A 22450-nucleotide genomic window follows, 5' to 3' on the forward strand; every position below is an offset into this window, starting at 1 on the left:
CCGTGGTTTCCACCGGCGGCAATTCGTGACTGGCGCGCACTTGGCCGCCGAACAGTTTGACCTGGTCGATGGCTTGGTTGGCGCCGCAGTCACGCAGCTCCGGCGGGCGGTCGGCGGTCAGCAGAATCAGGGGGATCAAGCCATGATTGGCCTCGATCACCGCAGGAAACCAGTTGGCCGGCGCCGAACCGGAAGTACAAATGAGTGCGACCGGACTGTGGTCAGCCTTGGACAGGCCAAGCGCAAAAAAACCCGCGCTGCGCTCATCCACCTGGATCCAGGTGCGCAGGCGCGGATGGCGCAGACAAGCCAGCGCCAGCGGTGTCGAGCGCGAACCGGGAGAAATCACGGCATGCCCCACTCCCGCCGCAGCCAGACCATCCGCCAGCACCATCGCCCAGCGCAGGTTGGCAGCGGCGACGTCGCTCACACCTGTCCTCCCAGCACGCGCAGCATGGCATTGAGTTTGGCCTCGGTTTCTTCCAGCTCGGCGCGGGGATTGGAACCGGCGACGATGCCCGCACCGGCATACAGCTCGGCCTCATTACCGTCCAGCCAAGCGCAGCGCAGCGCCACCGCGAACTCGCCGTCACCATCGTAGCCTATCCAGCCGGTAGCGCCGCTATACCAGCCTCTCCGTATTTCACCGTGGCGCGCCAGCCAGTCCAGCGCGCGCCGGGCGGGGGCGCCGCCTATCGCCGGCGTCGGATGAAGTCGCTCGACCAGATTCAACAAGCTCACGCCCGAGTCGGCAGTGCCCCGGATCACGCTGCGCAGGTGACGCAATTCCTGCAGCTCGAACACCTTCGGACGGGCGGGAATTTGCAGAAACCCGCATACCGGCTCAAGGGCGCGGACAATCGCATTCACTACCAGGCGGTGCTCGTGCAGGCTTTTTTCGTCGTCCAGCCGCCCGGAATGCCAGTCGGTGCCCGCCAGCGCGTCGCTCACCACCTGCCCGGCGGCAAGTGATACCAGCGACTCCGGCGTGGCGCCGAGCAACACGCCGCCGCCCGGGAAGAAATGGGTGAAATGGATGCAGCCGGGATAGCGCGTCGCCAGCGCAGCCATCAGCGCGGCGGGAACAAACGGCTGCGTTGAACGGACGCGGATACTGCGCGCCAGCACCACCTTGTCGAGTTCGCCAGCATGGATGTCCGTCACTGCACGCGCCACCCGTGCTAGCCAGACAGCGTCATCAGGCTGGCTGGAAAACCGCTGCAGCAAAACGGCAGCAGATGGGGGCGCGTTTCGATCCAGGGCCGCCACCACCTCGCCAGCCAGCGTCATCCAGCCGGCCAGCACCGCATCCGGCGAACCGCCCCGGTCGCAGGTAAAGGTCATGGCGCAGATTTCTTCGCGCCGTTGCACCAGCAGGGTCGGAATCGTGAGCCGTGAATTCGGCACATCTCCCGCCCCTTCCTGGCCGAAGGCAAAGCCGGCCAGAGCGGCCGGCTGAAATCCGAGCCCATCCGCATCCACCGCCTGCCATAGGCGACGGTATTCAACGAAGGCCGCATCCAGGGCGCGGAAGCGACCTTCACCTTGCGCCTCGACGCTGGCCGTCACACCCAGGCCGAGCAGGAAGCGGCCGTTCGCCGGCCGGGCCCAGTAGCTGCAATTGTTCAAACCTTCGGGCAATCGGTCAAAAGCCAGTTCCGGCGTTCCCAGCGTCAGGCTCAGCAATCCGCTGCCCCCGCCATGCTGGCGCAGCAAGCTGCCGAGGCGCGTTTCCAGGGCTTGCAGCAAGGAAGGATAGCGGTGTGCCGGTTGTGCCATGATGCTTAGATTCTACTCCAACTTTTGCCTGATCAAATCGCGCAGCGCCTGCCGGTCCAGCTTGCCGAGCGCATTGCGGGGCAGCACGGGGAGGCGAATAAAGCGGCGCGGGCGCATTGCACCGGCCAACTCGTTGCGGCACCATTTTTCCAGTACTTCATCATCCGCTTCGGCAACTACGGCAGCCACCAGAAGGTCGCCCCAGATATCATCCGCCACCGAGGTCAACGCGGCATCCGCGACGCCCAGGCAGCGTTTCAGCACTTCCTCCACTTGCTGGGGATGGACGTTGGTTCCACCGCTCACCAGCATGTCGTCATGGCGGCCCAGCACGGTCAGGTTGCCCTGCGCATCTATACGACCCAGATCGCCGCTAATGAACCAGCCTTGAGCAAGTCCCAGCCCCATTTCCCGCTGCGGACTGGCATACCCCGCCATGACTGCAGCCCCGCGGATACGGATGCGGCCGATGCCGGAGGTGGGCAGCCCGTCTTCGCCCACCACTTCCACATCGAGCCCCGGCAAGGGCGAACCGACTTGACCGGGTTCCCAGCCTTGCGGCAGATCGCATAGGGTCGCCACTTGGGAGCCGGTCTCGGACATGCCGTAGCTGGCGCATACTGGCCAGCCCGCTGCGCGGGCACGTTCCGCCAGCGCTACGGACAGCGGGCCGCCGCCGATCAACGCAACCTTGATCGCAGGCGGCGGAGATTCGCGGCCTGTATCCAGCAACCGGGCCAGCATCGCCGGCACCAGCGAAATGTGGGTGACGCGGTGTTTTTCCAGGTCATCCCAGACCCGCAACGGGTCGAAGCCCTCATGCAGTAACACTGCCGCACCAGCCTCGGCGCAACGGTAGAGGATCGCCATGCCGCCGATGTGGTAGAGCGGCAGACAGGCCAGCCAGGTATCCCCCGCTTGCAGCGGCAGACGGCTGCGCGAGGCCAGCACCCCAGCCTGCAAATTAGCACGGCCCAGCATCACGGCTTTTGGTTCGCCCTGGGTGCCGCTGGTCGCAATGAACAATTCGATGTCATCCACCACCGGTCCGCCGGCGGCTTGCAGCAACACATCGCACCGCAGCGGTGAAAGCGCGGGATTAAGCGGAAAAAAGGCACGGCCAAGCCAGGAAGCGGCATGGGCGGACAGCGCCACCTCGGGCATAGACTTGGCTTGCAAGGCCAGCAAGGTTCCCTGCGTGCGCTCGAGCTGTTGCGCCAGGGTATGCGCGCGATCGAGCAGCTGACGGTAGCTCAGAATTTCATCAGGCGTGATCAGTGCTACCGCATCAGGACGGATGGTTGCCACTCGATTGACCCAGAAAGCGAGCAGGTTCAAAGTGGCTTATTCGGCTTTCGTCGCGCTATGCAGGCAGGCGATGCCGAAGCTCAGGTTGCGGTAGCGCACGTCGGCAAATCCGGCCTGCTCCATGGTGAGCTTGAACGCCTCCTGATCGGGGAAGCGGCGGATGGACTCGACCAGGTAGGTATAGGCTTCCGGTTCACGCGCGATCCATGCACCGAGGCGAGGAATCACGGCGAATGAAAACAGGTCGTAGAAAGGTCTGATCGGAGCCCAGGGGCGGGAAAATTCCAGACAAAGAAAACGTCCGCCTGGCTTGAGTACGCGCAACGCCTCTGTTAGCGCGTGCTCCAGACTGGTGACGTTGCGTATGCCGAAAGCGATGGTGATGGTATCCACCGAAGAGGAGACAAGAGGAATGCCTTCGCCGCTGCCGGCGAGCCACACAACGTGGGGTATGCCGCGCTCGCGACCGACGCCCATCATCGCCAGGCTCGGATCGCACACCATTACCTGGCGATTGCCAGCGGCCATCAATCTGGCCACATCCCCGGTGCCGCCTGCCAGGTCGACAATGACCTGCCCCGGCAACGGATGGGCGGCATGCGCCAGAGAGCGCTTCCACAGGCGGTGGATGCCGAAGCTCATGGCATCGTTCATCAGATCGTAGCGGCGGGCGACACTGGCGAACACCCTGCGAATGCGGCGCCGCCGTTCATCCTGGTCTACGTCCTGGTAACCGAAGGTATGGGATAGATCGGGCATCTTTTCACCACAGAGACACAGAGACACAGAGGCACAGATAAAACCGGAATAGTCTCTGCTTATGTTTTGTGCCTCTGTGCCTCTGTGGTTAAAAACTTAAATCAGGGCAAATCGCCGCGACGAAACAGAAGGTAGCCGCCGGTAGCAGACAGGGTACCCAGCAAGACGGGGTAGATCAGGGCATAAATCTTGAACAGCGGCCCGCCGAAGTAATCAAAAATGACGTAGGCTGCCGGACCGATCACCACCAACTGCGGGTCGAACAGCATCAGCGCTGCGGTGCGGAACACCTGCAACGGATTAATCAAGGCCAAGGCGACTGCAACTTCAGGCGCGACGTGCCCCTGAATCATGATGCCGAGGAGAATCAAATCCAGGAACAACAACATGGTCAGCCAAACCAGGAAGGCCGCACCCTGGGCAACGTCAATCGAGCGCGCCACAGTGGAAATCAACATGCCAATGCCGAGAAAGCACCAGGATATGGCCGCCAGCAATCCAGTGTAATACAGGAACATCTCCCAAGGCACCTCGACATCCTTGATCATGGCCCAACCCGCCGCCGCCGCCATTGCCGCGAACACCGGCAGGAACACCACCAGGTAGCGCCCGACGATCTTGCCCCAGAACCAGGCGGAAAGCGAAACAGGCAGGGACAGCAGGTATTCGAACACGCCTGCTTCGCGGTCACCGGCCACCGAACGCACGGTAGTGATCAGCACGAAAATCGGCAGGATCGCCATGGAGAGCTGGATGTAGGTTACCAGTAAGCGGGAAAGGCCGATGAAGCCGAGCACGCGCGACTCGGTCAGGCCGAAGGCGAACAACAGCGCAACGATGCCGCCGAACACCAGAGAGTAAATCATGAACCAGCGCGCGCGCAGAGATTCCACGATGTCGAGTTTAGCGGTGAGCCAGAGATGCTTCATATTCAGTCTTTGAATTTTTCGTTATTTATTTGTCTTTGGCCAGTAACTGCTTCCTGACCTCCTCAAAGCCGATGCTGCTTGGCAGCGCCTCACCAGAGGCGCCGTAACCATAAGCCATTGGCGTGGTCTTGCCGGTCACATAATTTGCGGTACGGGCATCCAGCCACTTGCCGCTGCGGAAATCGGTGACCCAGATTTCCGTGGCCGGATCGTTGACCCAGGGCTGATCCTTGAGCCAGTGGACGGCGCATCCGATGTCGTCGAACTTGAATACCTGCTTTTTCGGCCCGCCGCGCACCTGGGCGGCATAATGCCGGTCGCTGACTGCCATGCTGCAACGTTTGCAGGTATCGCGGTCCCACTTGATCTCGACCGGGCCGGTTTCCGGCTGTCGCGAGCAGGCGGCCAGAAACAGGACCGCTGCACCCAGCAGAAATATTCTTGCCAGCAAGCGCATCATTGCCCTGCGCTCCGCACGATTTCATCCAGGGAAATCTGGGTCAGCAGTCCGACATAGCGCGACAGCACGCCGAGGAAGCGCAGGCGATCCGGGCCCGCAATCATGCCTTCCCACTCGGTGCCGCTGCCGGTGTCGCGAAAACCCCAGCCCATCAACGCCTTGGCGATGGCCTCCTCGGGACGGCGCAACGTCAGGCGGCAGGCCAGCTTGCCGGAAAGCGAAGTGTCTTCCGCCACCCGGTCGTCCAGCACCACCTTGCCGCGATCCATCTCCAGTACGCGATTGACCAGGGGCGCCACTTCGTCGAGGCGATGGCTGGAAATCAGCATGGTGGTGTTTTGCAGCCGCTCCGCCAGCAATTCGAAAAAGATGTGGCGGGCGTCGGGATCGAGGTTGGCCGCCGGTTCGTCCATCACCAGAATATTAGTGTCGCGCCCCATGGCGATGGAAATCAACAGTTTCTGTTTCATGCCGCCGGACAGCTTGACGAAGGGCAATCGGGCTATCTTGCCGAGATCGAGGCCGAGACGTTGGGCCACGTCTTCCATGCGCTTCCGCTCGCTGTTGCATAGTGAAGCGGCAAAGCCGACCAACTGGCTGACGGGCATTTTCAGAGGGGGGGGCAACTGCGGCACGAAGCCGATCTTTTGCAGCACCTTGGTGCGCTCGCGTCGCGGCACCAGTCCATTCACCGTGACCTCGCCATCGTAGACGTACTCGCCAAGCAGACAGCGGATCAGGGTGGTTTTCCCGGCACCGTTGGAACCGACCAGGGCAATCCTCTCGCCGAGCTCGATTTTCAGATCGATGTTGTCGAGAACCTGATTGCGCTTGAAAGTTTTTGAAACATGATTGAAATGGATCATTTTAGAGTTTTTTGGTTTTCTGTACTAAATTCTTACATTATCTTTCTCAGGCCCTTGACCTCGAACGACAAGGCCCCGCTTGGGCAGACATCGATGCACATGCCGCAGCGGGTGCAGTCCGCACCGATATCCAACTGGGCAGTCGGTGCACGCCCCTTGATGACGCAGTCCAGCACGTGAGGCACCTCGCAAACCTTTTTGCATTCGCCTTCATGGTGGCAGTTGGCCAGCTTGTAGGTCACGTGCAAGGGCGAAAACACACCGACGAAACCATAAGTCAGCCCGATCGGGCAGACATAACGGCACCATGCGCGGCGCGAGTAGAATACCTCAAACAGCAGCAACAGCACCACCCATCCCAGCGCGAGCCCTGGGCCATAGATCAGCGCCCGGCTGACGATGCCAACTGGCGAGATGGTTTCGAACACGGTATATCCAGTAATAATCGCCATCAGGGCAAATAGCACCCAGAACACCGTGCGCACACCGCGGTGGAAAGTATGGTCGGAAATCTTCTTTTTTTGCACCAGGTACACGTGCAGCCGCTCGGCATTTTCCGCCAGAAAATGGTAGGGGCAGGCCCAGGAGCAGAAAGTGCGTCCGCCCACCAGCAGCCACAGGACGAAAACCGTGCCGGTGCCGATAAACAGATTGACGATGATGTGCTTGTGCGCCAGCATCACTTGCAGCGCGGAATTCAGGTCGATCAGGTGGAAGCCCAGAAAGCGCGAGGCGGTGAGCGCGCCTTCCAGGATCTGGATATCCAGCCAGAATGACGCCGTGAACAGCAGGTTGATCACCAGCAACGTGATCCAGCGCCGCTTGAGCCAGACGCCTTTCTTCTGATGCTCATGGGCTTCCACCCTGAGTGCCTCAAAATCCAGCTTCTCACTTTTCTTGTAAAAATGGATGGTCTTCGCTTCTTCTGTGTATTCGGCAGGCAGACTCTTTCTTGGAGCCGCCCCCAGCATCACCCGCACCGATTCCCAATATTTATTCGCCATCACGCACCCCATCCTTTGCGCGCATCCACCACGATTGCCGCAGATTCCACCGGACAAATCATTTCACACACGCCGCAACCCAGGCACGGCTCATGCACCGTCGGAGTCATGCGCTTGTTGCCATCCTTGTCCACTACCGGCTGCAGTGAAATCGCGCCCTTGATCGGACAGGTGCGCACGCACAGGTCGCACAACTCCAAGTCAAAGGGATGATCTCGAAGAGGGATCGGTTTCCAGCGGTCCACCTCGACAAAGCGCATGCGACCCTTGAAATCCGCTCCACGAGCCTGTCCTTTGAAGCCTTTGCCCTGAACAGCGAGACAGGCATCCGGGCGCGCCAGGCGTGCCAACCCAGTCCGCTCCTTGATATTCAGGGTCGGCTCCGGATCTTTTTCCTTGGCGATCAGAATTGGCGGATTCGCCACTCTCATCCCGCTGCGCGTGGGCATGAAGACCGGTTTCTTGTAAACCAGTGAGCCCGTAGGGCAAGCCAGAATGCACTGCACTGCATCGCATGAGAAGTCGCAGGCTTGGCTGCGTGAGTCGATATAGGGTACGCCAACACCGAAGCCATGATCGATGTCATCGAGCTTGATTGCCTGCACCGGGCAAACTTGGACACACTGTCCGCACTTGATACATGAAGAAAGAAAATCAGACTCTTCCAGCGCCCCTGGTGGACGCATGCGCATGCGCCAGCCACTGGCCACCGGAATATAGCCCAATGTAGAAATCCCTAGCACCGCCGCGCCCAGAATGATCGAGCGCAGAAATCGACGGCGTTCTTCAAGCTTGCGCTTGTTGACCACCCCGTTGCCGGGGACTGCCGGTTTCTTTTCAATCGTCACTTTCGTGTCTTCCTCGGTAAATGAAACATTGGAGCATCATCACGCAGAATTAGTTCTGGATTAGAAAAAGGCGCCAGCCGCTCGAGAAAATCGATCGCCTCCATCAGGGGGGCGTTCTTGAAAAAGCGCGCGTGCGGCACCTCCATCCAGATCCGGTCTGCATAGGCATAAAGATTGTATGGGGTATCGCCGACTCCGTCATTGTTCCGGTCGAACCCTTGATAATCATCCCAGTAATTTCCGCGCCACACGTTGCGTTTTGCGGATCCCGCACCGCCCACGGATACGTCGGTCAAATTGCCCTCGAAGATGTTATTAAGAAAATAGTGACCATCCCGGTCACTGTTGAATGCGATTGCAATGCCGTTGTACGCGAAGCGGTTGCCCTTGACCTGAATGGTCGTGCCAGGCTGGAAAGGAGACAGGTCGCTGCCGATACCAATCGCGCAATAGATAATTTCATTGTTTTCGATCTGCGCCGCGCTCGCTTCCTTAAAGCCTATCGCCATGCCGGTCGCGCCGTTGGAGTGGGAGAAGATGTTGTTCCGCACCACGGTATTTTCGTTGTACATCAGGTACACGCCCACTGCGTTGTCGTAAAAATGATTGCTGTCCACGACGTTATTGTTGGCAAACATGAAATGGATGGAATAGCGGCTGCGGGTACCGTAGTTCCGATAAAAAACATTGCCATTCGAATACCAGGCCACGTTGTCGCGTGAATCCACCACCCGGTTCCCTTCAATCCGGTTATTCATGCTGTACCAGAGCCGGATGCCGTCACCCCTGACACCCAATTCCAGGGGCTTGGATCGAATCTGGTTATTGCGGATGACATTGTTGCTGGACTGCTTGAGGTCGATACCAAACAGGCAGTTGTCTATTACCAGAGATTCGATATAGTTGTTGTTGCCGCGCACGTTGATGCAGGCATCGTCGGTATCGTGGTGCGAGCCCGATCCCGTAAGATGCAGGCCGCGTATCGTGGAGCTGTTGGCTTTGAGCACGAACACTGTCCCCTTGTCACCACCATCTATGGTCACCTTTCCGGCGCCATCGATCACAATCGGCTTGTCCACCAGAACCGGACCCGCATAGGTGCCGGGCTTGGGCTTGAGAGTCCCCCCTGCGGGAGTGGCATCCACCAGTTTCTGGAAAGGGATCAAATGATGGATACGGGGGTCGCGCTCGGAGAGCGGAACCAGTTCCACCGGTTTATCCACATCCACACGAGGAGTAGCACTCAAATCGGGGCTGCTTTCAAACTCGGCGGCAACGCCGACTGGGATCGCAAATGACGCCAACAACATCCCTACACAGGCTATTCGCAGACCGTTAGTCACAAGCTCAACTTTTATATTGGGTAAAATTTCATGAGGACGCAATCCCCCGCCTACTTAGAGCGGGGGACAGGGCATTCTACCCTTTCAACCCTGTTCTTCCCGCATCATTTTGCGGCGAATCAGGATTGCCGGGAGCAACGCGGCGGATGCGGCCAGCAAAATGGCATAGCCATAGTAGGGGTAGGAGTAGGTGCTAAATTGCGCGACCTTGCCCTCGCCGAACACTGTTGGCATGAAGGGCTTGACGGTGAAGGCCCCCCATGGATGCATGTTATGCCCAAAAAACCACAACCAACCCGCGTAATCCAGGACGAAAAACACAGGGAGCAAGGCAGGAACCAAGGCCAACAACAGCGAAAACTGGCGGATTTTCCAGACACCCAACATGATGATCAGCATCGCCACAACCAGCCCTGCCATAGCCGCTTTGGTCGCCAGCTTCAGGTTGGCCGTCCAGCGCTCCAATACCTCGGGCTGATTGAAGAAGGTGCTCGCCTCATGGTAGTAATGGTCGGCAAAAGCATTCAAATGACCCAGAACGATCTGGTCTGTCACCATCCACGCGGTTACGGCCGCGAAACCCGCGCCCAGTATCATCAGTTGCTGCTTGCGCTGGGTCGCCATGAATCCCAGCAGCAGCACGGCAAAGAAGCCGAAGAAGAACTTCGACATCGGCACCTCCACCGGGGCACCGGTATCGATCGGGTACATCCCCACATAGTGGTTGATGGTGTTCATTTCATGCACGCAGTTCAAGCCAGTTTCGGCAGATTCTCCCGCCTTCATTCCTTCACGTTCGGTCAGGTCATCACCCAAATCGGCCTGAAGAACTTCACTCGCATGAGAGCCTTTTTTCAGGGCGGGAGCCTTGCAGCCGTTAAACACGCCATTAAAGTGGAAGTGAATGCGGATGCCATCCGGGAATGCTTCCTTGGGATAGTTCGGTGCGGTCAGGGATACCCACCAGATCGGCGTAAAGTACGCAGCGATCATAAGCACCAAAGCGGCCAGCGTCAGCCCTCTGACCCACCAAACCTGATTCTTTGAACCGTTCGTCATCTTAACACTCACCATATTGAATTTTGGGCAAAAACCCGTAGGCGTAAAGCCGCCCCCTGAGACATCGCCTAAACCGTCTCGGCCAGGAAATTCTTATATATTCTAACAAACTTATATTGGTAAGCTATAGAAAGCAGGTCTCCCCGCCCTCTATAGTTTTTCTTGAACTGCCAGACCTGCTGATGCTTACTTCTTCTTGCCAGCGCCTTTCTTCTCCGGGCACAGGGTGCCGGGCATGGTCAGGGTAGACATGTAGGTCACCACCGCGTCCAGATCGTGGTCGCTGTACTTCTTCACGATTTTCACCATGTCCGGATTGGCATTGCGGCGCTTGCCGTCGCGAATCTCGGTGACTTGGCGCAACATGTACTTGTAATGCTGACCGGCCAGTACAGGGTAGAACTTCGCCTTGTCGCCTGCGCCGGTTTCACCGTGGCAGGAGGTGCACTCTTTCTTGTACAACTCTTCGCCATGCTTCAGGACGGCAGGGTCTTTCGCACCCATACCGTGTTCACGCGGAATGCACAGGGTCTGGATGTACTGAGCCACGTCAGCAAGTTCCTGGGCATCCGTCAGCGTCTGGGCAAACGGGTACATCGTTGGATTGTCGCGCAAGCCTTCACGAATATCGGCGATCTGCTTGATGATCACGGTGGCATGCTGCCCTGCCAACTGCGGGAAAGTACCATCAGGACGACCGGAACCGCTGGGCAGATGGCAGGCGCCGCACACCTCATAAGCCTCCTTGCCACGCTTGGCGTCACCCTTGAGTTTTAAGGCCTCGATCTTTTCGCCGCCTTCCTGAGAGTTCCATACATAACCTTTGGCCTCGATGCCTGCTTTCTTCTCGGCCACATTGGGATTGGCAGCCAAAGCTGCTGTTGCCGGCAGCAAAGCCAGGGTCAGTGCTACTACTAATGCCTTTTTCATTGTCTTCCTTTCGATTTCACAAACCCGAACTCAATACTATTAAGTATTAAGAGTATTCGTTCAGTCAAATAAGTTTAAAAAATTATATTAAATATTGCCTGACTAGCGCATTGATTTATGTCAATCCAATCACAATCCCTGCTTCTGCTTAAAATCTGACTCAGGGTTTCATCTTGGAAACGTATACCGCCAAATCCTTGATCTCTTCGTCGCTAACGATAACCATCACACCTTTCATGGCTGCGCTGTTGCCGTTCGAACGAGCACCGCTCTTGATGTCGGTCATTTGCTTTTCAATGTACTTGACGTTCTGGCCGGCGATTTTCGGGTAATCCGGCATCAGCGGGGTTTTTCCATCCTTGCCGTGGCAGGCAGTGCAGGTTTTCTCCATAAACAGCTTGGCGCCATCAGCCGCAAAAGCTGTGCTACAGATCAAAGCAGCGGACATTGTGGCGGCTACAACAGGTAAAAGTTTCATCTTTATAACTCCTAATCAAATAACAACACCGTTTTGCAACGGCGAAATTCTAATCCTAATATTGATGCAGATCAACTAATAACAAAGATATAGACATCTTGTTATCTTGCATTAATAATTTACCGTCAAAAAAGGCGGGGAGCATTTTCATGCCCCCCGCCCCGGATGTTACGACCTAGTCAGCGATTTTACTTGCCCACCTTCTTGGCACCATGCTCCTCCAGGTAGGTCTTGGCGCGCAGACCGATGTCGGCGGCTTTGACCTGGTACTGCCAGACCTGCTCAGCCCACAGGGTAGCATTCTGCCAATCCTGCTTCTTGGCCGCTTCTTCATGCTTGGCCTTGGATTCCTTCATGCGGCCCAACTGGTCGGTTGCGTCTTCAACCAGAGCAACAACATCAGGGAAGTCCTTGTAATTGTGGCTGGTGATGAAGCCCACCACGCTGTCAATTACGGCCTGGGTATCAGCAATCTTCTTCACTTGCTTGTCGTAGTCAGCCTTGGTGTACTCGGCCTTGGCCGCAGCAACCTTGACTTCCTTGTAGCCCTTGGGCTTGACCAGCAAGTAACCTTGCATCTCCAGGTGAAGGGCCGAGCAAAACTCGGTGCAGTAGTAAGGATACACACCTTCCTTGTCCGCCTTGAACTTAACCGTCACGGTTTTGCCCGGTTCAGCCGAAGCGTGGACGTTGTAAGTGCTCACCGTAAAGCCGTGTGTCTCGTCCTCGGCACGCTCAAGGTTGGTAAGGTGTATCGTCACTTCATCACCCACCGTCGCCTCAATGGTTTCCGGCGTGATATGCGAACGGATCAGGGTGCCGAATACTTCCACCTTGCCTGCTTTCTTGTCGGTATGCTCTTCACCCGCCCTTACAGCACCTGCGCTCGGCTTGTCGGTACGACTGTTGGTGCCCACCTTGTAGCGAATGCCAGGTTTCAGCATCTTGGCATCGATCGCCACGACATAATGCGGCTCGCCCAGCGGAATTGGCATGTCGTACAACAACTGCATCTTGTCGTTGGAGATGTCGATCAACTGGTGGTTTTGTGGATGCAGCGGACCCACCGGGTTGAAGCGGTCGATTGCCAGCTTGTTCAGCGCAACCAGGTAATGGCCTTTTGGATCTACCGAATCACCTTCCATAGTCATCAAGTGACCAATGTTGTAGTGAATGGAGATCTTGTCCAGCACCTTGCCTTCGCAGTAGTCCCACTTGGCAACTTGGGAATCCACGTACAGTGAGGTGTAGGCCACGCACTTCTTGGAATCATACTGGGTGTGCAATGGTCCCAAGCCCAATTGAACCTGCTTGTGCAGCGTGTCCTGCATGGAAATCACGGGAATGCCGTAGGGATCCTTGCCTTCGAACTTGCCGGCCTTGATCGCCGCCATGATCTTTTCGAAGCTGTATACCGAAACGTGGGTATCCAGCTTGCCGGCCACCGTGATGAATTTACCATCCGGCGTTACGTCCACACCGTGCGGGCTCTTCGGCTCCGGAATCAGGAACAGGATGCCTTCCTTGATGGATACGTCCATCGGCAGAACATCCATGCCGTTGATCTTTTTGGCTTTACCGGCAGCAACCAGTTCGGCGGCTTTCTTCCAGTTGATCACGTGCATGTAATCGGTGTCTTTTGCGGAGCAGCCTGCCTCATAGGGAGGACGACCTTTCTCGATACCACCGACGTAACGCTCGGTACAGAAAGAGTTGGTAAAGGACCACCCATCGGAGGCCAGTTTACCGGCATCGGACAAGTCCTGGCTATAAGGGGGCAGTTCAAGCGTGAAGGATTTCTTCACATCGATCTTGCCTTCCTTACGGTCAAACTTCCAGTAAGTCACGCCGCCGCGATACTCTTCATTGAAGCGTTCTAGCGGAACAAATTTCTTGTTCGCAAACGGCGTTGCGTACTGCGCAGCCTCGATCACGTAGTCGGTGTTCGGGGTGACGAAAGCACCACCGTGTTCCGATTTGAAAATCGGGTTGACCACGATCTGCTTGGTCTCGAAGTCGCGCAGGTCGATCACTGCCAGACGGGGGTTAGCCTTGTCGTTGATGAACAGGAACTGGCCGTCGTACTTGCCGTTGGTTTCGGAAAGTGCCGGGTGGTGAGTATCGCCCCAGGTAATGTCTTTGCCATCGATGCGGCCGCCTTTCAGTACTTCCTTGGATTCCTCATCGAAACCATAGCCCTGCCAAGGTTCGGGAGTGAATACGCCGATGTATTTCAGGATACGCATGGACGGAATACCGTACACGATCACCTGGCCAGACTGGCCGCCCGAACTGAAGGCGACGAATTCATCGCGCTTGCCAGTCGGAACATAGGTTTTGGACGCTGCCAACAAGTCCTGCTGCGACAAGCCGCGACGCTTCATTACGTCCTGCAGCGATTCTGCCGACCAGGCACTGGACACTGCGGCAAAACCCATCCCCGCCGCTAATGCCAGCGTGGCTGTTTGCTTAGTGAAGAGATTCATAAATGTCTCCTATTGTTAAAACCGTATTAAAATTAAAAACCTGCCCCTGACCCATGCCAACCAAAATCCAAGGTGTGCGATTTGACACACATATTCTTATGTATAGCACACCTTTTTTCTTTGACCTAGGTCAAGTCAATCACGATTTACCTACATCTACCGTAATGATTTCAGCGCCAGAAGCGCTCCGATATTCAGGACAGACATATCCGTGAAGTGTGTAATATAACACCACCATCAACCCATGATCCAGATCAACTAATAAATATTTTCTCTAAATGTTCATTTTCCTCGCTGGGAATGCATCCCAGCCCGGGGCAATCAACAAGCCGCAACTCCCCGCCCGCCGGTCGCGGGAAATTTCCCACATCCCGCTCCAGCCAGGCCGAAGTCGCCAGCCCATGCGCCAGGTCATTCGCCACGGCGGCAGCCAGGTTCAGGGCTGCAGCCACCCCGACCGCACTGTCAACCGTTGTCGTTACCACACATCCCACACCCACCTCACGCGCCCGCCGCGCCAGCGCCAGAGCGGCAGACAGTCCACCCAGCACCATCGGCTTCAGCACCACACGCCGCACCGGCGACTGATCAAACACTGCAGCCGTACCCATAATCCGCAAAGACTCATCCGCCGCCAACGGGAAAAGAACTTTAGCCTGCAAACGCGACCACCCTGCCATATCCGGGTTAACCAAGGGGTCCTCGACCGATTCCACCGGCAGGCCGGTCAATGCATCGAGAAAATATTCCGCCTCCCTTACACTCCACGCGCAGTTCGCGTCCAGCCGCAAGGCAATGTCCGCCGGCAGGCATCGCACCAGATCATGCAACAAAGGGATTTCCTCATGCCCTGCCGCCAGCCCCACCTTCAGCTTGAGCACTGAATAACCTTCCGCCACTGCTGCCAGCGCACGCTCAACCATCTGACCATCCAGGCCGCCGAGCGCAGCATTCACTTTGACAGCAGCAGACGAACTTGGGTTAAGCCAGCGCGCCAGAGGCAGCCCGGCTTGCTGCGCCAGCAAGTCGAGCAGAGCCGTTTCCAGCCCGCAACAGGCAGCAGGCGCTCCGGCTGCGTCAGCGGTTATCCTGCCGAGCGCCACCTCCAGCGACAGCCCGGGCAGAATCGCGGCCCAATCCGACAGGCAAGCTACGGCACTGTCCATGCTCTCTGTGCCGGCTTGCGGCAGTGGAGCACAATCGCCGTAACCGAACAATCCCGCATCGGTCACCAGCCTGACCAACCAGCCTTCGCGCACGGCGAATCCACCGCGCGCACTGACCCACGACTGGCGCAACGGCAAGCGATAGGAAACGAAAGTGCAGTGGGTAAGGCGCACTAGGAGTCGGCCGGACTTATGGGGATCGAAGCGAGAATTCGGCTAGGCGAGGACAGATTTAGCTGGTTTTGCAGGTCAATAGTTATTCTATTGATCAAAAAATCGGCGAAATATGGACCGCCCAAGCGGATTTGCAGCCGATTCATCATGAGTCCGACAGGCTCCTATAGGAGAGGATCGAGTATCTGTTGCAGGCGAGCTGGCGTCATGATTCCACGCTTGGCGGCAACGATGTTGCCCTGACGGTCAAGAACGATAGTAAAGGGCAGACCTGCGATCTTGTTGCCAAGGGCACGCAACAGGGCAATGCCCTGGTCCTTGCCGGCCATGGCTACGGTATAGTTGATGCCATAAGCCTTGCCAAAATCACGCACCGAGTCGGCATTGTCCTCAACCGCGGCACCGATGAACACGATGCCGCGCGGACCATACTTTTCCTGAGCTTCGATCAAGTGCGGTATCTCCGTGCGGCAAGGTCCGCACCAAGTCGCCCAGAAGTTCAACACCACCAGCTTCCCCTTCAGTTCCGCCAGCGGCACCGGCTTGCCGTCGAAATCGGCCAGCGTGGCGGCAAACACCGGATCGGCGGAAGGCATGGACTCCATTTCGGCGGCAACGGACGCACCAGCCATCAGGCAAAAGGTCAGTGCAAACAAATAGACCAGTCGGATCATAGCAATAACCCAATGCTTAACAGTATCCCGAAACCCAACTGCAATTGCGCCGTCTGCGCCAGGACGAGGTTAAACGCCGGCCCCAACTGCTCACGCCGGAAACGTTGCCACAATGACAGCGACAGAGGCAACGACAGCAGCGGCAGCCCGACACCCCACCCGGAATGACTCAAATAGGCCAGCAGCGGCAGCAGCAAATACGGTGTAAACAGCAGCAATGCATATTCTGCCTGACTGGCACCGCGTCCGATTCGCACTGCCAGGGTGTTTTTACCTATCTTCCGGTCACTGTCGAGATCGCGGTAATTGTTCACCGCAATCACGGCAGCGGCCAACAAACCGACCATGGATGCAGCAATGAAAACACTCCAGCCCAGGCTAAAGGTTTGCAGATAATAGCTGCCCATTACCGCTCCCAGGCCGAAAAACAGCCAGACGAACAACTCGCCCAGAGCGCTGTAGGCAATAGGACGAGGCCCGCCGGTATAGGCCCAACCGGCGGCAACGGAACAAAGCCCAAGCAGCAGGATCGGCCAGCTGCCATGCCAGACCAGGTAAATCCCCAGCAGAACAGCCAGGCCGAAGCAGGCGAAAGCAGCGCGGCGCACGGCCACAGGGGCGAGCCATCCGGAGGCGGTGGCGCGGGCCGGGCCAAGGCGCTCAGCGTTATCCGCACCACGCTCGAAGTCACTGACATCGTTATGCAGGTTAGTGCCGATCTGAATCAGCATCGCCGCCAGCAGCGCCACCAGCAAGGGAAGCCAGGTAATTGCGCCAGTCTCAGCATAGGCCATGCTGCTGCCGACCATCACCGGCACCAGCGATATGCTCAGCGTTTTTGGCCGTATCGCCAGCCACCAGACTTTAAGAAGAAAAGATTGATTCAAAATTTATGTAACCGCAGAGGCGCAAAGAAAAACAGAAAAGTAAATTTTAGCCCTTCGCAGAGCGTCTCTGCGCCTCAGCGGTAAAAAACTTATGGGCGGCGCGGGAATTTGCCGAAGTCGGGCGGCCGTTTCTCCAGCCAGGCATTGCGCCCTTCCTGGCCTTCCGGTGTCATGTAATAGAGCGCAGTGGCATTGCCGGCCAGTTCCTGGATACCTGCCAGGCCATCGGTATCCGCATTGAACGATGCCTTGAGCACGCGCAGCGCGGTGGGCGAGAGTTGCAACATTTCCCTGCACCACTTGACAGTTTCGATCTCCAACTCGGCCAGCGGCACCACGGTGTTGATCAGCCCCATCGCCAGTGCCTCCTGGGCATCGTACTGGCGACACAGGAACCAAATTTCCTTGGCCTTTTTGATGCCGACCGAGCGCGCCAGCAAGCCCGCGCCGAAACCGCCGTCGAAGCTGCCGACGCGAGGCCCAGTCTGGCCAAAGCGCGCATTATCGGCGGCGATGGTCAGATCGCAGATCAAATGCAGCACATGGCCGCCGCCGATAGCATAGCCCGCCACCATCGCCACCACCGGCTTGGGCAAACTGCGAATCTGCTTTTGCAGGTCCAGCACATTCAGATAAGGCACACCCTGCTCGTCATGGTAGCCGCCGTCGTCGCCTCGCACCTTCTGGTCACCGCCGGAGCAGAATGCCTGATCGCCGGCGCCTGTCAGGATGACGGCACCAATTTCAGGATCCATATGCGCATGAAGAAAAGCTTCCATCAACTCGCGCACCGTCAGGGGGCGAAATGCATTGCGCACCTCGGGGCGGTTAATGGCGATTCGGGCGATACCCTCAGCCTGGTGGTAGAGAATATCTTCGAAAGTACCGGCAGATTTCCAGTCCATGATTCGATTCGGTTGGTTTGCAAAAGACGGGCACAAGTATATGCGGGCGCATTTAAATTCACAAACCGTCGTCGGCACAGAGCCACGCCACTATAAAATACCCTGAATTTCACCATTGACTAAGCATATAATTGTTACAGAATTTAAAGTTAGATCAAAATATTACCGTTAAATAATCACAATTTTCGTTTCTTAAGGAAGAGAAAACAACCATGCTCAACAACCTGAACGTTGGCCCACGACTTTTAATCCTGACCGCCATCATGGCGATTTTTATGGTTATCATCGGCACAATTGGCTTACGCGCCGAATCAGATATGGTCCATCGGCTTGAATCTGTTTATAACGATCAAGTCACTCCCATGGCCGACTTGGGAAAAATCAACCACCTGATGAATGGCAATTTCGCCGACATCCTGCGTGCCCTGCAGCACAATCCGGAAATTGCCATTTCCAAGCTCCACGATCATCCGGTCAACGAACATATCAAGCGCATCGAAGCCAATCAGGCTCTCATTGACAAGCTCTGGGCAAAATACATGGAGACGAACCTGATGCCAGAAGAAAAGAAGCTGGCCGAAGATTACGATCAAAAACGCAAAGCCTACCAGGACGAGATCCTGCAACCCATGCTGCAGGCCCTGCGGGACAATGACTTCTCCATTGAAAAACAGAGCCGCTTCTTGAAAGGTAACCGCACCCACGCCACACCGCTGATCAAATCAATGGAGGCGCTGCTTGAGGTGCAGGCAATAAGCGCCAAGGACACGTACGACAAGGCCAAATCCAATTATGTCATGGAACGTACCATTTCGATCGGCACCATCGTTACCGGTCTGGGACTCGGGCTACTCCTGGCATGGTGGATCATTCGCTCGATCACCGGCCCGCTCAATCAGATGCGCGCCACCATTTCCGAAGTCGAGAAAAACGGCGACTTCACCCGGCGCATCCCGATCGACACCGAGGATGAAGTCGGACAAACCGCCAAGTCCTTCAACGAACTCATGGCCACATTGCAGCAAACTCTCGGCCAAGTGCTCGACAGCGTGACCAAGGTCTCGGATGCGGCACAAACCCTTTCTGCCGCATCCGGCCAGGTTGCCACCAGCTCTTCGTCCCAGAGCGAAGCGACCTCCTCGATGGCGGCCGCGGTCGAGGAAATGACTGTCAGCATCAACCATGTATCCGACAGCGCTCATGAAGCCGTGGAGATTTCCCGCAAATCGGGCAAGCTCTCCACCGAAGGCGGGGAAGTCATCCACAAGGCCGCCGCAGAAATGTCCCAAATCGCCGAAACCGTGCGCCACACCGCCCAAGCCATCGAAGAACTGGGACAGCATTCCAACCAGATTTCTTCCATCGTCCAAGTCATCAAGGATGTCGCCGACCAGACCAACCTGCTCGCCCTCAACGCGGCGATCGAGGCCGCCCGCGCCGGCGAACAGGGCCGGGGCTTTGCGGTAGTGGCCGACGAGGTACGCAAACTGGCGGAACGCACTACCAAGGCCACGGAAGAAATCACCCAAATGATCGGCACGATTCAGAGCAGCGCTCAAGGCGCGGTCGCCACCATGAGCTCCGCCGTCGATCAGGTCAGTAGCGGAGTAACGCTGGCAAACCAGGCCGGCTCAGCCATCGTCCAGATCAAGGACGGCGCGGAGCAGGTAGTCGGGGTCGTCAATGACATTTCATCGGCCCTGGCCGAACAAAGCAGCGCCAGCAATGATATTGCCGCCCAAGTGGAGAAAGTGGCGCAAATGACCGAAGAGAACAGTGCCGCCGCAGCCGAAACCGCCAGTGCCGCAAACAACCTGCAAGACCTGGCAAACACTATGCGGGCTGCGGTGAACCGCTTCAAGATATAGCAAGTCATAACAAGCGCCAAATCAAAACAAGCAGCCCTCATCCAACCTGCTCCCTCCGAAAGAAGGTTGGGATGAGGGTAGGCGACACCCTTGATGGCTTCCCGCTCACTGGAGAGTGGGCAATGGTGACAGGCCAGGGATGGGGCTGTTACCGCGTTCGATTCTCCCGCTGAAATGTTCCGTTTTCTCGGCAACATGGTGAAGTACGACAGCAAACACTCTGCCACGGACATCGTGCAGATGGATGCCACCGATCATGTCAGGCGGGGCCTGATCGAAGCACGACGAGCCACTTATATCTCCGGATCGTCAGCAAGGGGGCCCATGGGGCCGGACCTGCCGGCCTTCGAGAATAGGGTCGATGCCGAATTCTTTGTCCGGACAACGGGCGGCAGGACATTGAACTTCGACCAGGCAACAAAGGAAACCAGAAGCGCTTCTGCACGCTGACAGAAAGACGCGGAACCTGTTCCCTGATTCATTCTCTAAGTTTGCAGTCATTGCACCAAACGCCCGTGCTCTCTACAATTAACTAGCATTTGTTTTTGTCCAAATGCTGGCTACAATAGACCCCCCGGTTGAAAAGTAGCCAGTGCGTTATTCAGGAAACCCTAATGAATCAGGAAGTTGGCATTCAAACCGCCCCCTCCAGTGCAAACAAAGCCTCAGTCCACGGAACCTACAAGATTCCGGCGCTGCGGGTTTTGTCCGAAATCACCAGCAGCCTGTCCAGCGACAATAATCTGGACTCCTTGCTGGAGCGCTTTCTCGGCACCATGGTCAAGCTCGCCGGCGCGGACGCCGGCGCAGTGCGGGTATTGACCGCCGACGGCCTGTATTTGCGTCTGGTAGGCGCGCTGGGGCTTCCTCCAGAAGTGCTCGAACAGGAGCGCTATATCCCGGTCGATTGCGGTGTCTGCGGCGAAGCCGCGCGCGCGCATACCGCACACAACAGCACCAACCTGAAAGCCTGCGAAGAGCGCACCGCCCACGACTATTTCGGCAAGCAATGCCTGCGTGTAGTTGCAGTGCCATTGCGGTATCAGGGCAAGATGCTGGGGGTGTACAATCTGTTCATGGCTACCGACAGCCCGGTACCGGAAGACGTATCGCTGCTGTTTCAATCGATCAGCGAACACCTCGGCATGGCGCTGGAAAACGCCAGGCTGACACGGGAAAATCTGCGCATCAGCCTGACCAACGAACGCCAGATGTTGGCCAACGAACTGCATGACTCGCTCGCCCAAACCATGGCCTACATGAAAATGCGATTACCGCTGTTGCGCGACGCCGTGGCGAACCGCGACGAGGCGCGCTCCAACAAATACGTCAACGATCTCGGTCAGGCGCTGGATTCGGCCTATGCCGAATTGCGCGAGCTTCTTACCCAGTTTCGCAACCGCATGGACCCACGCGGCTTGCTCCCGGCACTGTACGATATCGTCGGCAATTTCTACGACAAGACCGGCATCACCATCGATTTCATCAACCACGCACCCGACATCAACCTCAGCCCCGACCAGGAAGTCCAGGTCTACCACATCGTGCGGGAAGCGCTGAACAACGTATCCAAGCACTCGCGCGCCAACCACGTGAGCCTGGCAGTCGAGATCAGGCAAAGCCGCTACGTCATCAGCGTCGAGGATAACGGCATCGGCATTACCGGCAAAGTTAACACGGACAGCGGCATGCACCTCGGCCTCAACATCATGCGCGAACGGGCCAAACACCTGAATGCCGAAGTGACTGTCACCCCGGGAGAGAAGGCAGGCACCCGGGTAACCTTGAGCTTCCCGGTCTCCGCCGGACACCGGGAGGACAGCCTGTGAGCGACCCGATTCGCGTCATGCTGGTCGACGACCATACCCTGTTCCGCATGGGCCTGGCCGAACTGCTGGAGCAGCGCGGCAGCATCAAGGTGGTGGGTGTCACCGGCAATCCGGACGAGGTGCGCCGCCTCTTGACCGAGCAGCAACCCGACGTGCTGGTGATGGACCTGCACATGCCGCCGCTCGACGGACTGACCCTGTTCCGCCAGCTGCGCCAGGAGGGTTTTACCACCCCCACCCTGATGCTGACGGTCAGCAACGCCGAGGAGGATCTCTCCAATGTATTGCGTGCCGGTGCCCGCGGCTATCTGCTCAAGGATATGGAGCCGGACGACGTGGTGGATGCGATCCTGCGCGCCTCACGCGGCGAAACCGTAGTGGCCCCCGCGATGACCATGAAGCTGGTCAAGCTGCTGCAAAACGACCAGCCAGCCAGCTCATCGGCTTCGATGCTCGATTCGCTCACCCAGCGCGAACGCGAAATCCTCACCCATCTGGCGCTAGGCGAAAGCAACAAGGTGATAGCCCGCGCACTCGACATCAGCCACGATACCGTCAAGCTGCACGTGCGCCACATTCTTGCCAAACTCAACCTGACTTCGCGCGTTGAAGCAGCCGTCTTCGCTGTCGAGCACAAACTCAGCACCCAAAACGGCCAGCTCACCAGCTAACCGCCTTACCTCAATTAACGGATCACG

General features: G+C 57.4%; 21 protein-coding genes and 1 pseudogene. 4 read left to right on the plus strand and 18 right to left on the minus strand.

Annotated features, from left to right (window positions below; all coding sequences use genetic code 11):
* From SCT_RS17700 to menB, 18 genes are all read right to left on the minus strand, one after another.
* Positions 1-430: thiamine pyrophosphate-binding protein (locus SCT_RS17700; RefSeq protein ID WP_256381550.1), on the minus strand; the 430-nt coding region annotated here is incomplete at its 3' end.
* Positions 427-1779 carry an isochorismate synthase MenF gene (locus SCT_RS12980; RefSeq protein WP_059423714.1) on the minus strand — a complete coding sequence of 451 codons (1353 nt, stop codon included), beginning with the start codon at positions 1777-1779 and terminating at the stop codon, positions 427-429. The genes SCT_RS17700 and SCT_RS12980, both read right to left, overlap by 4 nt.
* Before the next feature lie 12 nt (positions 1780-1791).
* Complete coding sequence (locus tag SCT_RS12985) at positions 1792-3087, minus strand: class I adenylate-forming enzyme family protein (protein ID WP_159107908.1); 1296 nt, start codon at positions 3085-3087, stop codon at positions 1792-1794.
* 36 nt (positions 3088-3123) lie between these two features.
* Entirely contained in the window at positions 3124-3846 is a 723-nt protein-coding gene (locus tag SCT_RS12990; protein ID WP_059423718.1) for a class I SAM-dependent methyltransferase, read from the minus strand.
* Positions 3847-3947: 101 nt separating this feature from the next.
* Entirely contained in the window at positions 3948-4775 is an 828-nt protein-coding gene (locus SCT_RS12995; RefSeq protein WP_059423720.1) for an ABC transporter permease, read from the minus strand.
* A 25-nt stretch (positions 4776-4800) separates the two neighbouring features.
* On the minus strand, positions 4801-5235 hold the full coding sequence (locus SCT_RS13000) for a nitrous oxide reductase accessory protein NosL (protein ID WP_059423722.1): 435 nt from the start codon (positions 5233-5235) through the stop codon (positions 4801-4803).
* Entirely contained in the window at positions 5232-6101 is an 870-nt protein-coding gene (locus tag SCT_RS13005) for an ABC transporter ATP-binding protein (protein WP_059423724.1), read from the minus strand. The genes SCT_RS13000 and SCT_RS13005 overlap by 4 nt, the downstream gene beginning before the upstream one ends.
* A 32-nt stretch (positions 6102-6133) precedes the next feature.
* On the minus strand, positions 6134-7105 hold the full coding sequence (locus SCT_RS13010) for a NapH/MauN family ferredoxin-type protein (RefSeq protein ID WP_059423726.1): 972 nt from the start codon (positions 7103-7105) through the stop codon (positions 6134-6136).
* Positions 7105-7953, minus strand: a complete 849-nt coding sequence (locus SCT_RS13015) for a 4Fe-4S dicluster domain-containing protein (protein ID WP_059423727.1) — start codon at positions 7951-7953, stop codon at positions 7105-7107. Before SCT_RS13015 ends, SCT_RS13010 begins: the two co-directional genes overlap by 1 nt.
* Positions 7950-9338, minus strand: a complete 1389-nt coding sequence (nosD, locus tag SCT_RS13020) for a nitrous oxide reductase family maturation protein NosD (RefSeq protein ID WP_237759694.1) — start codon at positions 9336-9338, stop codon at positions 7950-7952. Before nosD ends, SCT_RS13015 begins: the two co-directional genes overlap by 4 nt.
* Positions 9339-9380: 42 nt before the next feature.
* On the minus strand, positions 9381-10355 hold the full coding sequence (locus SCT_RS13025; RefSeq protein ID WP_059423729.1) for a hypothetical protein: 975 nt from the start codon (positions 10353-10355) through the stop codon (positions 9381-9383).
* A gap of 186 nt (positions 10356-10541) precedes the next feature.
* A complete protein-coding gene (locus SCT_RS13030; RefSeq protein WP_059423732.1) occupies positions 10542-11285 on the minus strand; it encodes a c-type cytochrome in 744 nt (247 codons plus the stop codon).
* A 160-nt stretch (positions 11286-11445) separates the two neighbouring features.
* Complete coding sequence (locus SCT_RS13035) at positions 11446-11763, minus strand: cytochrome c (RefSeq protein ID WP_059423734.1); 318 nt, start codon at positions 11761-11763, stop codon at positions 11446-11448.
* 188 nt (positions 11764-11951) lie between these two features.
* A complete protein-coding gene (gene nosZ, locus SCT_RS13040; RefSeq protein WP_059423736.1) occupies positions 11952-14249 on the minus strand; it encodes a Sec-dependent nitrous-oxide reductase in 2298 nt (765 codons plus the stop codon).
* 254 nt (positions 14250-14503) lie between these two features.
* A complete protein-coding gene (gene menC, locus SCT_RS13045; RefSeq protein ID WP_059423738.1) occupies positions 14504-15589 on the minus strand; it encodes an o-succinylbenzoate synthase in 1086 nt (361 codons plus the stop codon).
* 164 nt (positions 15590-15753) lie between these two features.
* The gene (locus SCT_RS13050) at positions 15754-16263 is read right to left on the minus strand and encodes a TlpA disulfide reductase family protein (RefSeq protein WP_059423740.1); all 510 of its coding nucleotides are present in this window, start codon (positions 16261-16263) and stop codon (positions 15754-15756) included.
* Positions 16260-17150: a 1,4-dihydroxy-2-naphthoate polyprenyltransferase gene (locus tag SCT_RS13055; RefSeq protein ID WP_082098350.1), complete on the minus strand. Its 891-nt coding sequence runs from the start codon at positions 17148-17150 to the stop codon at positions 16260-16262. The genes SCT_RS13050 and SCT_RS13055 overlap by 4 nt, the downstream gene beginning before the upstream one ends.
* Positions 17151-17239: 89 nt before the next feature.
* Positions 17240-18055, minus strand: coding sequence for a 1,4-dihydroxy-2-naphthoyl-CoA synthase (gene menB, locus SCT_RS13060; protein ID WP_059423742.1), 816 nt, complete (start codon positions 18053-18055; stop codon positions 17240-17242).
* A gap of 212 nt (positions 18056-18267) precedes the next feature.
* On the opposite strand from menB, the gene SCT_RS13065 reads away from it, so the two are divergent.
* The 4 genes and pseudogenes from SCT_RS13065 to SCT_RS13080 all read left to right on the plus strand — a co-directional run bounded on the left by SCT_RS13065 (position 18268) and on the right by SCT_RS13080 (position 22423).
* Positions 18268-19923: a methyl-accepting chemotaxis protein gene (locus SCT_RS13065; protein WP_059423745.1), complete on the plus strand. Its 1656-nt coding sequence runs from the start codon at positions 18268-18270 to the stop codon at positions 19921-19923.
* Positions 19924-20076: 153 nt separating this feature from the next.
* Positions 20077-20373, plus strand: a pseudogene (locus tag SCT_RS13070) (nitrous oxide reductase accessory protein NosL); the annotation flags it as partial.
* A gap of 164 nt (positions 20374-20537) precedes the next feature.
* A complete protein-coding gene (locus tag SCT_RS13075) occupies positions 20538-21752 on the plus strand; it encodes an ATP-binding protein (protein ID WP_059423749.1) in 1215 nt (404 codons plus the stop codon).
* Positions 21749-22423 carry a response regulator gene (locus SCT_RS13080; RefSeq protein WP_237759695.1) on the plus strand — a complete coding sequence of 225 codons (675 nt, stop codon included), beginning with the start codon at positions 21749-21751 and terminating at the stop codon, positions 22421-22423. The genes SCT_RS13075 and SCT_RS13080 overlap by 4 nt, the downstream gene beginning before the upstream one ends.
* Positions 22424-22450 lie beyond the last annotated feature (27 nt).

The sequence above is a fragment of the Sulfuricella sp. T08 genome (genome assembly GCF_000971475.1).
Taxonomy (GTDB): domain Bacteria; phylum Pseudomonadota; class Gammaproteobacteria; order Burkholderiales; family Sulfuricellaceae; genus Sulfuricella.

Coding starts and splice junctions, on each gene's coding strand:
- SCT_RS12980 (WP_059423714.1), bottom strand. CDS start 1,779: ATGGCACAACCGGCACACCGCTATCCTTCCTTGCTGCAAGCCCTGGAA.
- SCT_RS12990 (WP_059423718.1), bottom strand. CDS start 3,846: ATGCCCGATCTATCCCATACCTTCGGTTACCAGGACGTAGACCAGGAT.
- SCT_RS12995 (WP_059423720.1), bottom strand. CDS start 4,775: ATGAAGCATCTCTGGCTCACCGCTAAACTCGACATCGTGGAATCTCTG.
- SCT_RS13000 (WP_059423722.1), bottom strand. CDS start 5,235: ATGATGCGCTTGCTGGCAAGAATATTTCTGCTGGGTGCAGCGGTCCTG.
- SCT_RS13005 (WP_059423724.1), bottom strand. CDS start 6,101: ATGATCCATTTCAATCATGTTTCAAAAACTTTCAAGCGCAATCAGGTT.
- SCT_RS13010 (WP_059423726.1), bottom strand. CDS start 7,105: ATGGCGAATAAATATTGGGAATCGGTGCGGGTGATGCTGGGGGCGGCT.
- SCT_RS13025 (WP_059423729.1), bottom strand. CDS start 10,355: ATGACGAACGGTTCAAAGAATCAGGTTTGGTGGGTCAGAGGGCTGACG.
- SCT_RS13030 (WP_059423732.1), bottom strand. CDS start 11,285: ATGAAAAAGGCATTAGTAGTAGCACTGACCCTGGCTTTGCTGCCGGCA.
- SCT_RS13035 (WP_059423734.1), bottom strand. CDS start 11,763: ATGAAACTTTTACCTGTTGTAGCCGCCACAATGTCCGCTGCTTTGATC.
- nosZ (WP_059423736.1), bottom strand. CDS start 14,249: ATGAATCTCTTCACTAAGCAAACAGCCACGCTGGCATTAGCGGCGGGG.
- SCT_RS13050 (WP_059423740.1), bottom strand. CDS start 16,263: ATGATCCGACTGGTCTATTTGTTTGCACTGACCTTTTGCCTGATGGCT.
- menB (WP_059423742.1), bottom strand. CDS start 18,055: ATGGACTGGAAATCTGCCGGTACTTTCGAAGATATTCTCTACCACCAG.
- SCT_RS13065 (WP_059423745.1), top strand. CDS start 18,268: ATGCTCAACAACCTGAACGTTGGCCCACGACTTTTAATCCTGACCGCC.
- SCT_RS13075 (WP_059423749.1), top strand. CDS start 20,538: ATGAATCAGGAAGTTGGCATTCAAACCGCCCCCTCCAGTGCAAACAAA.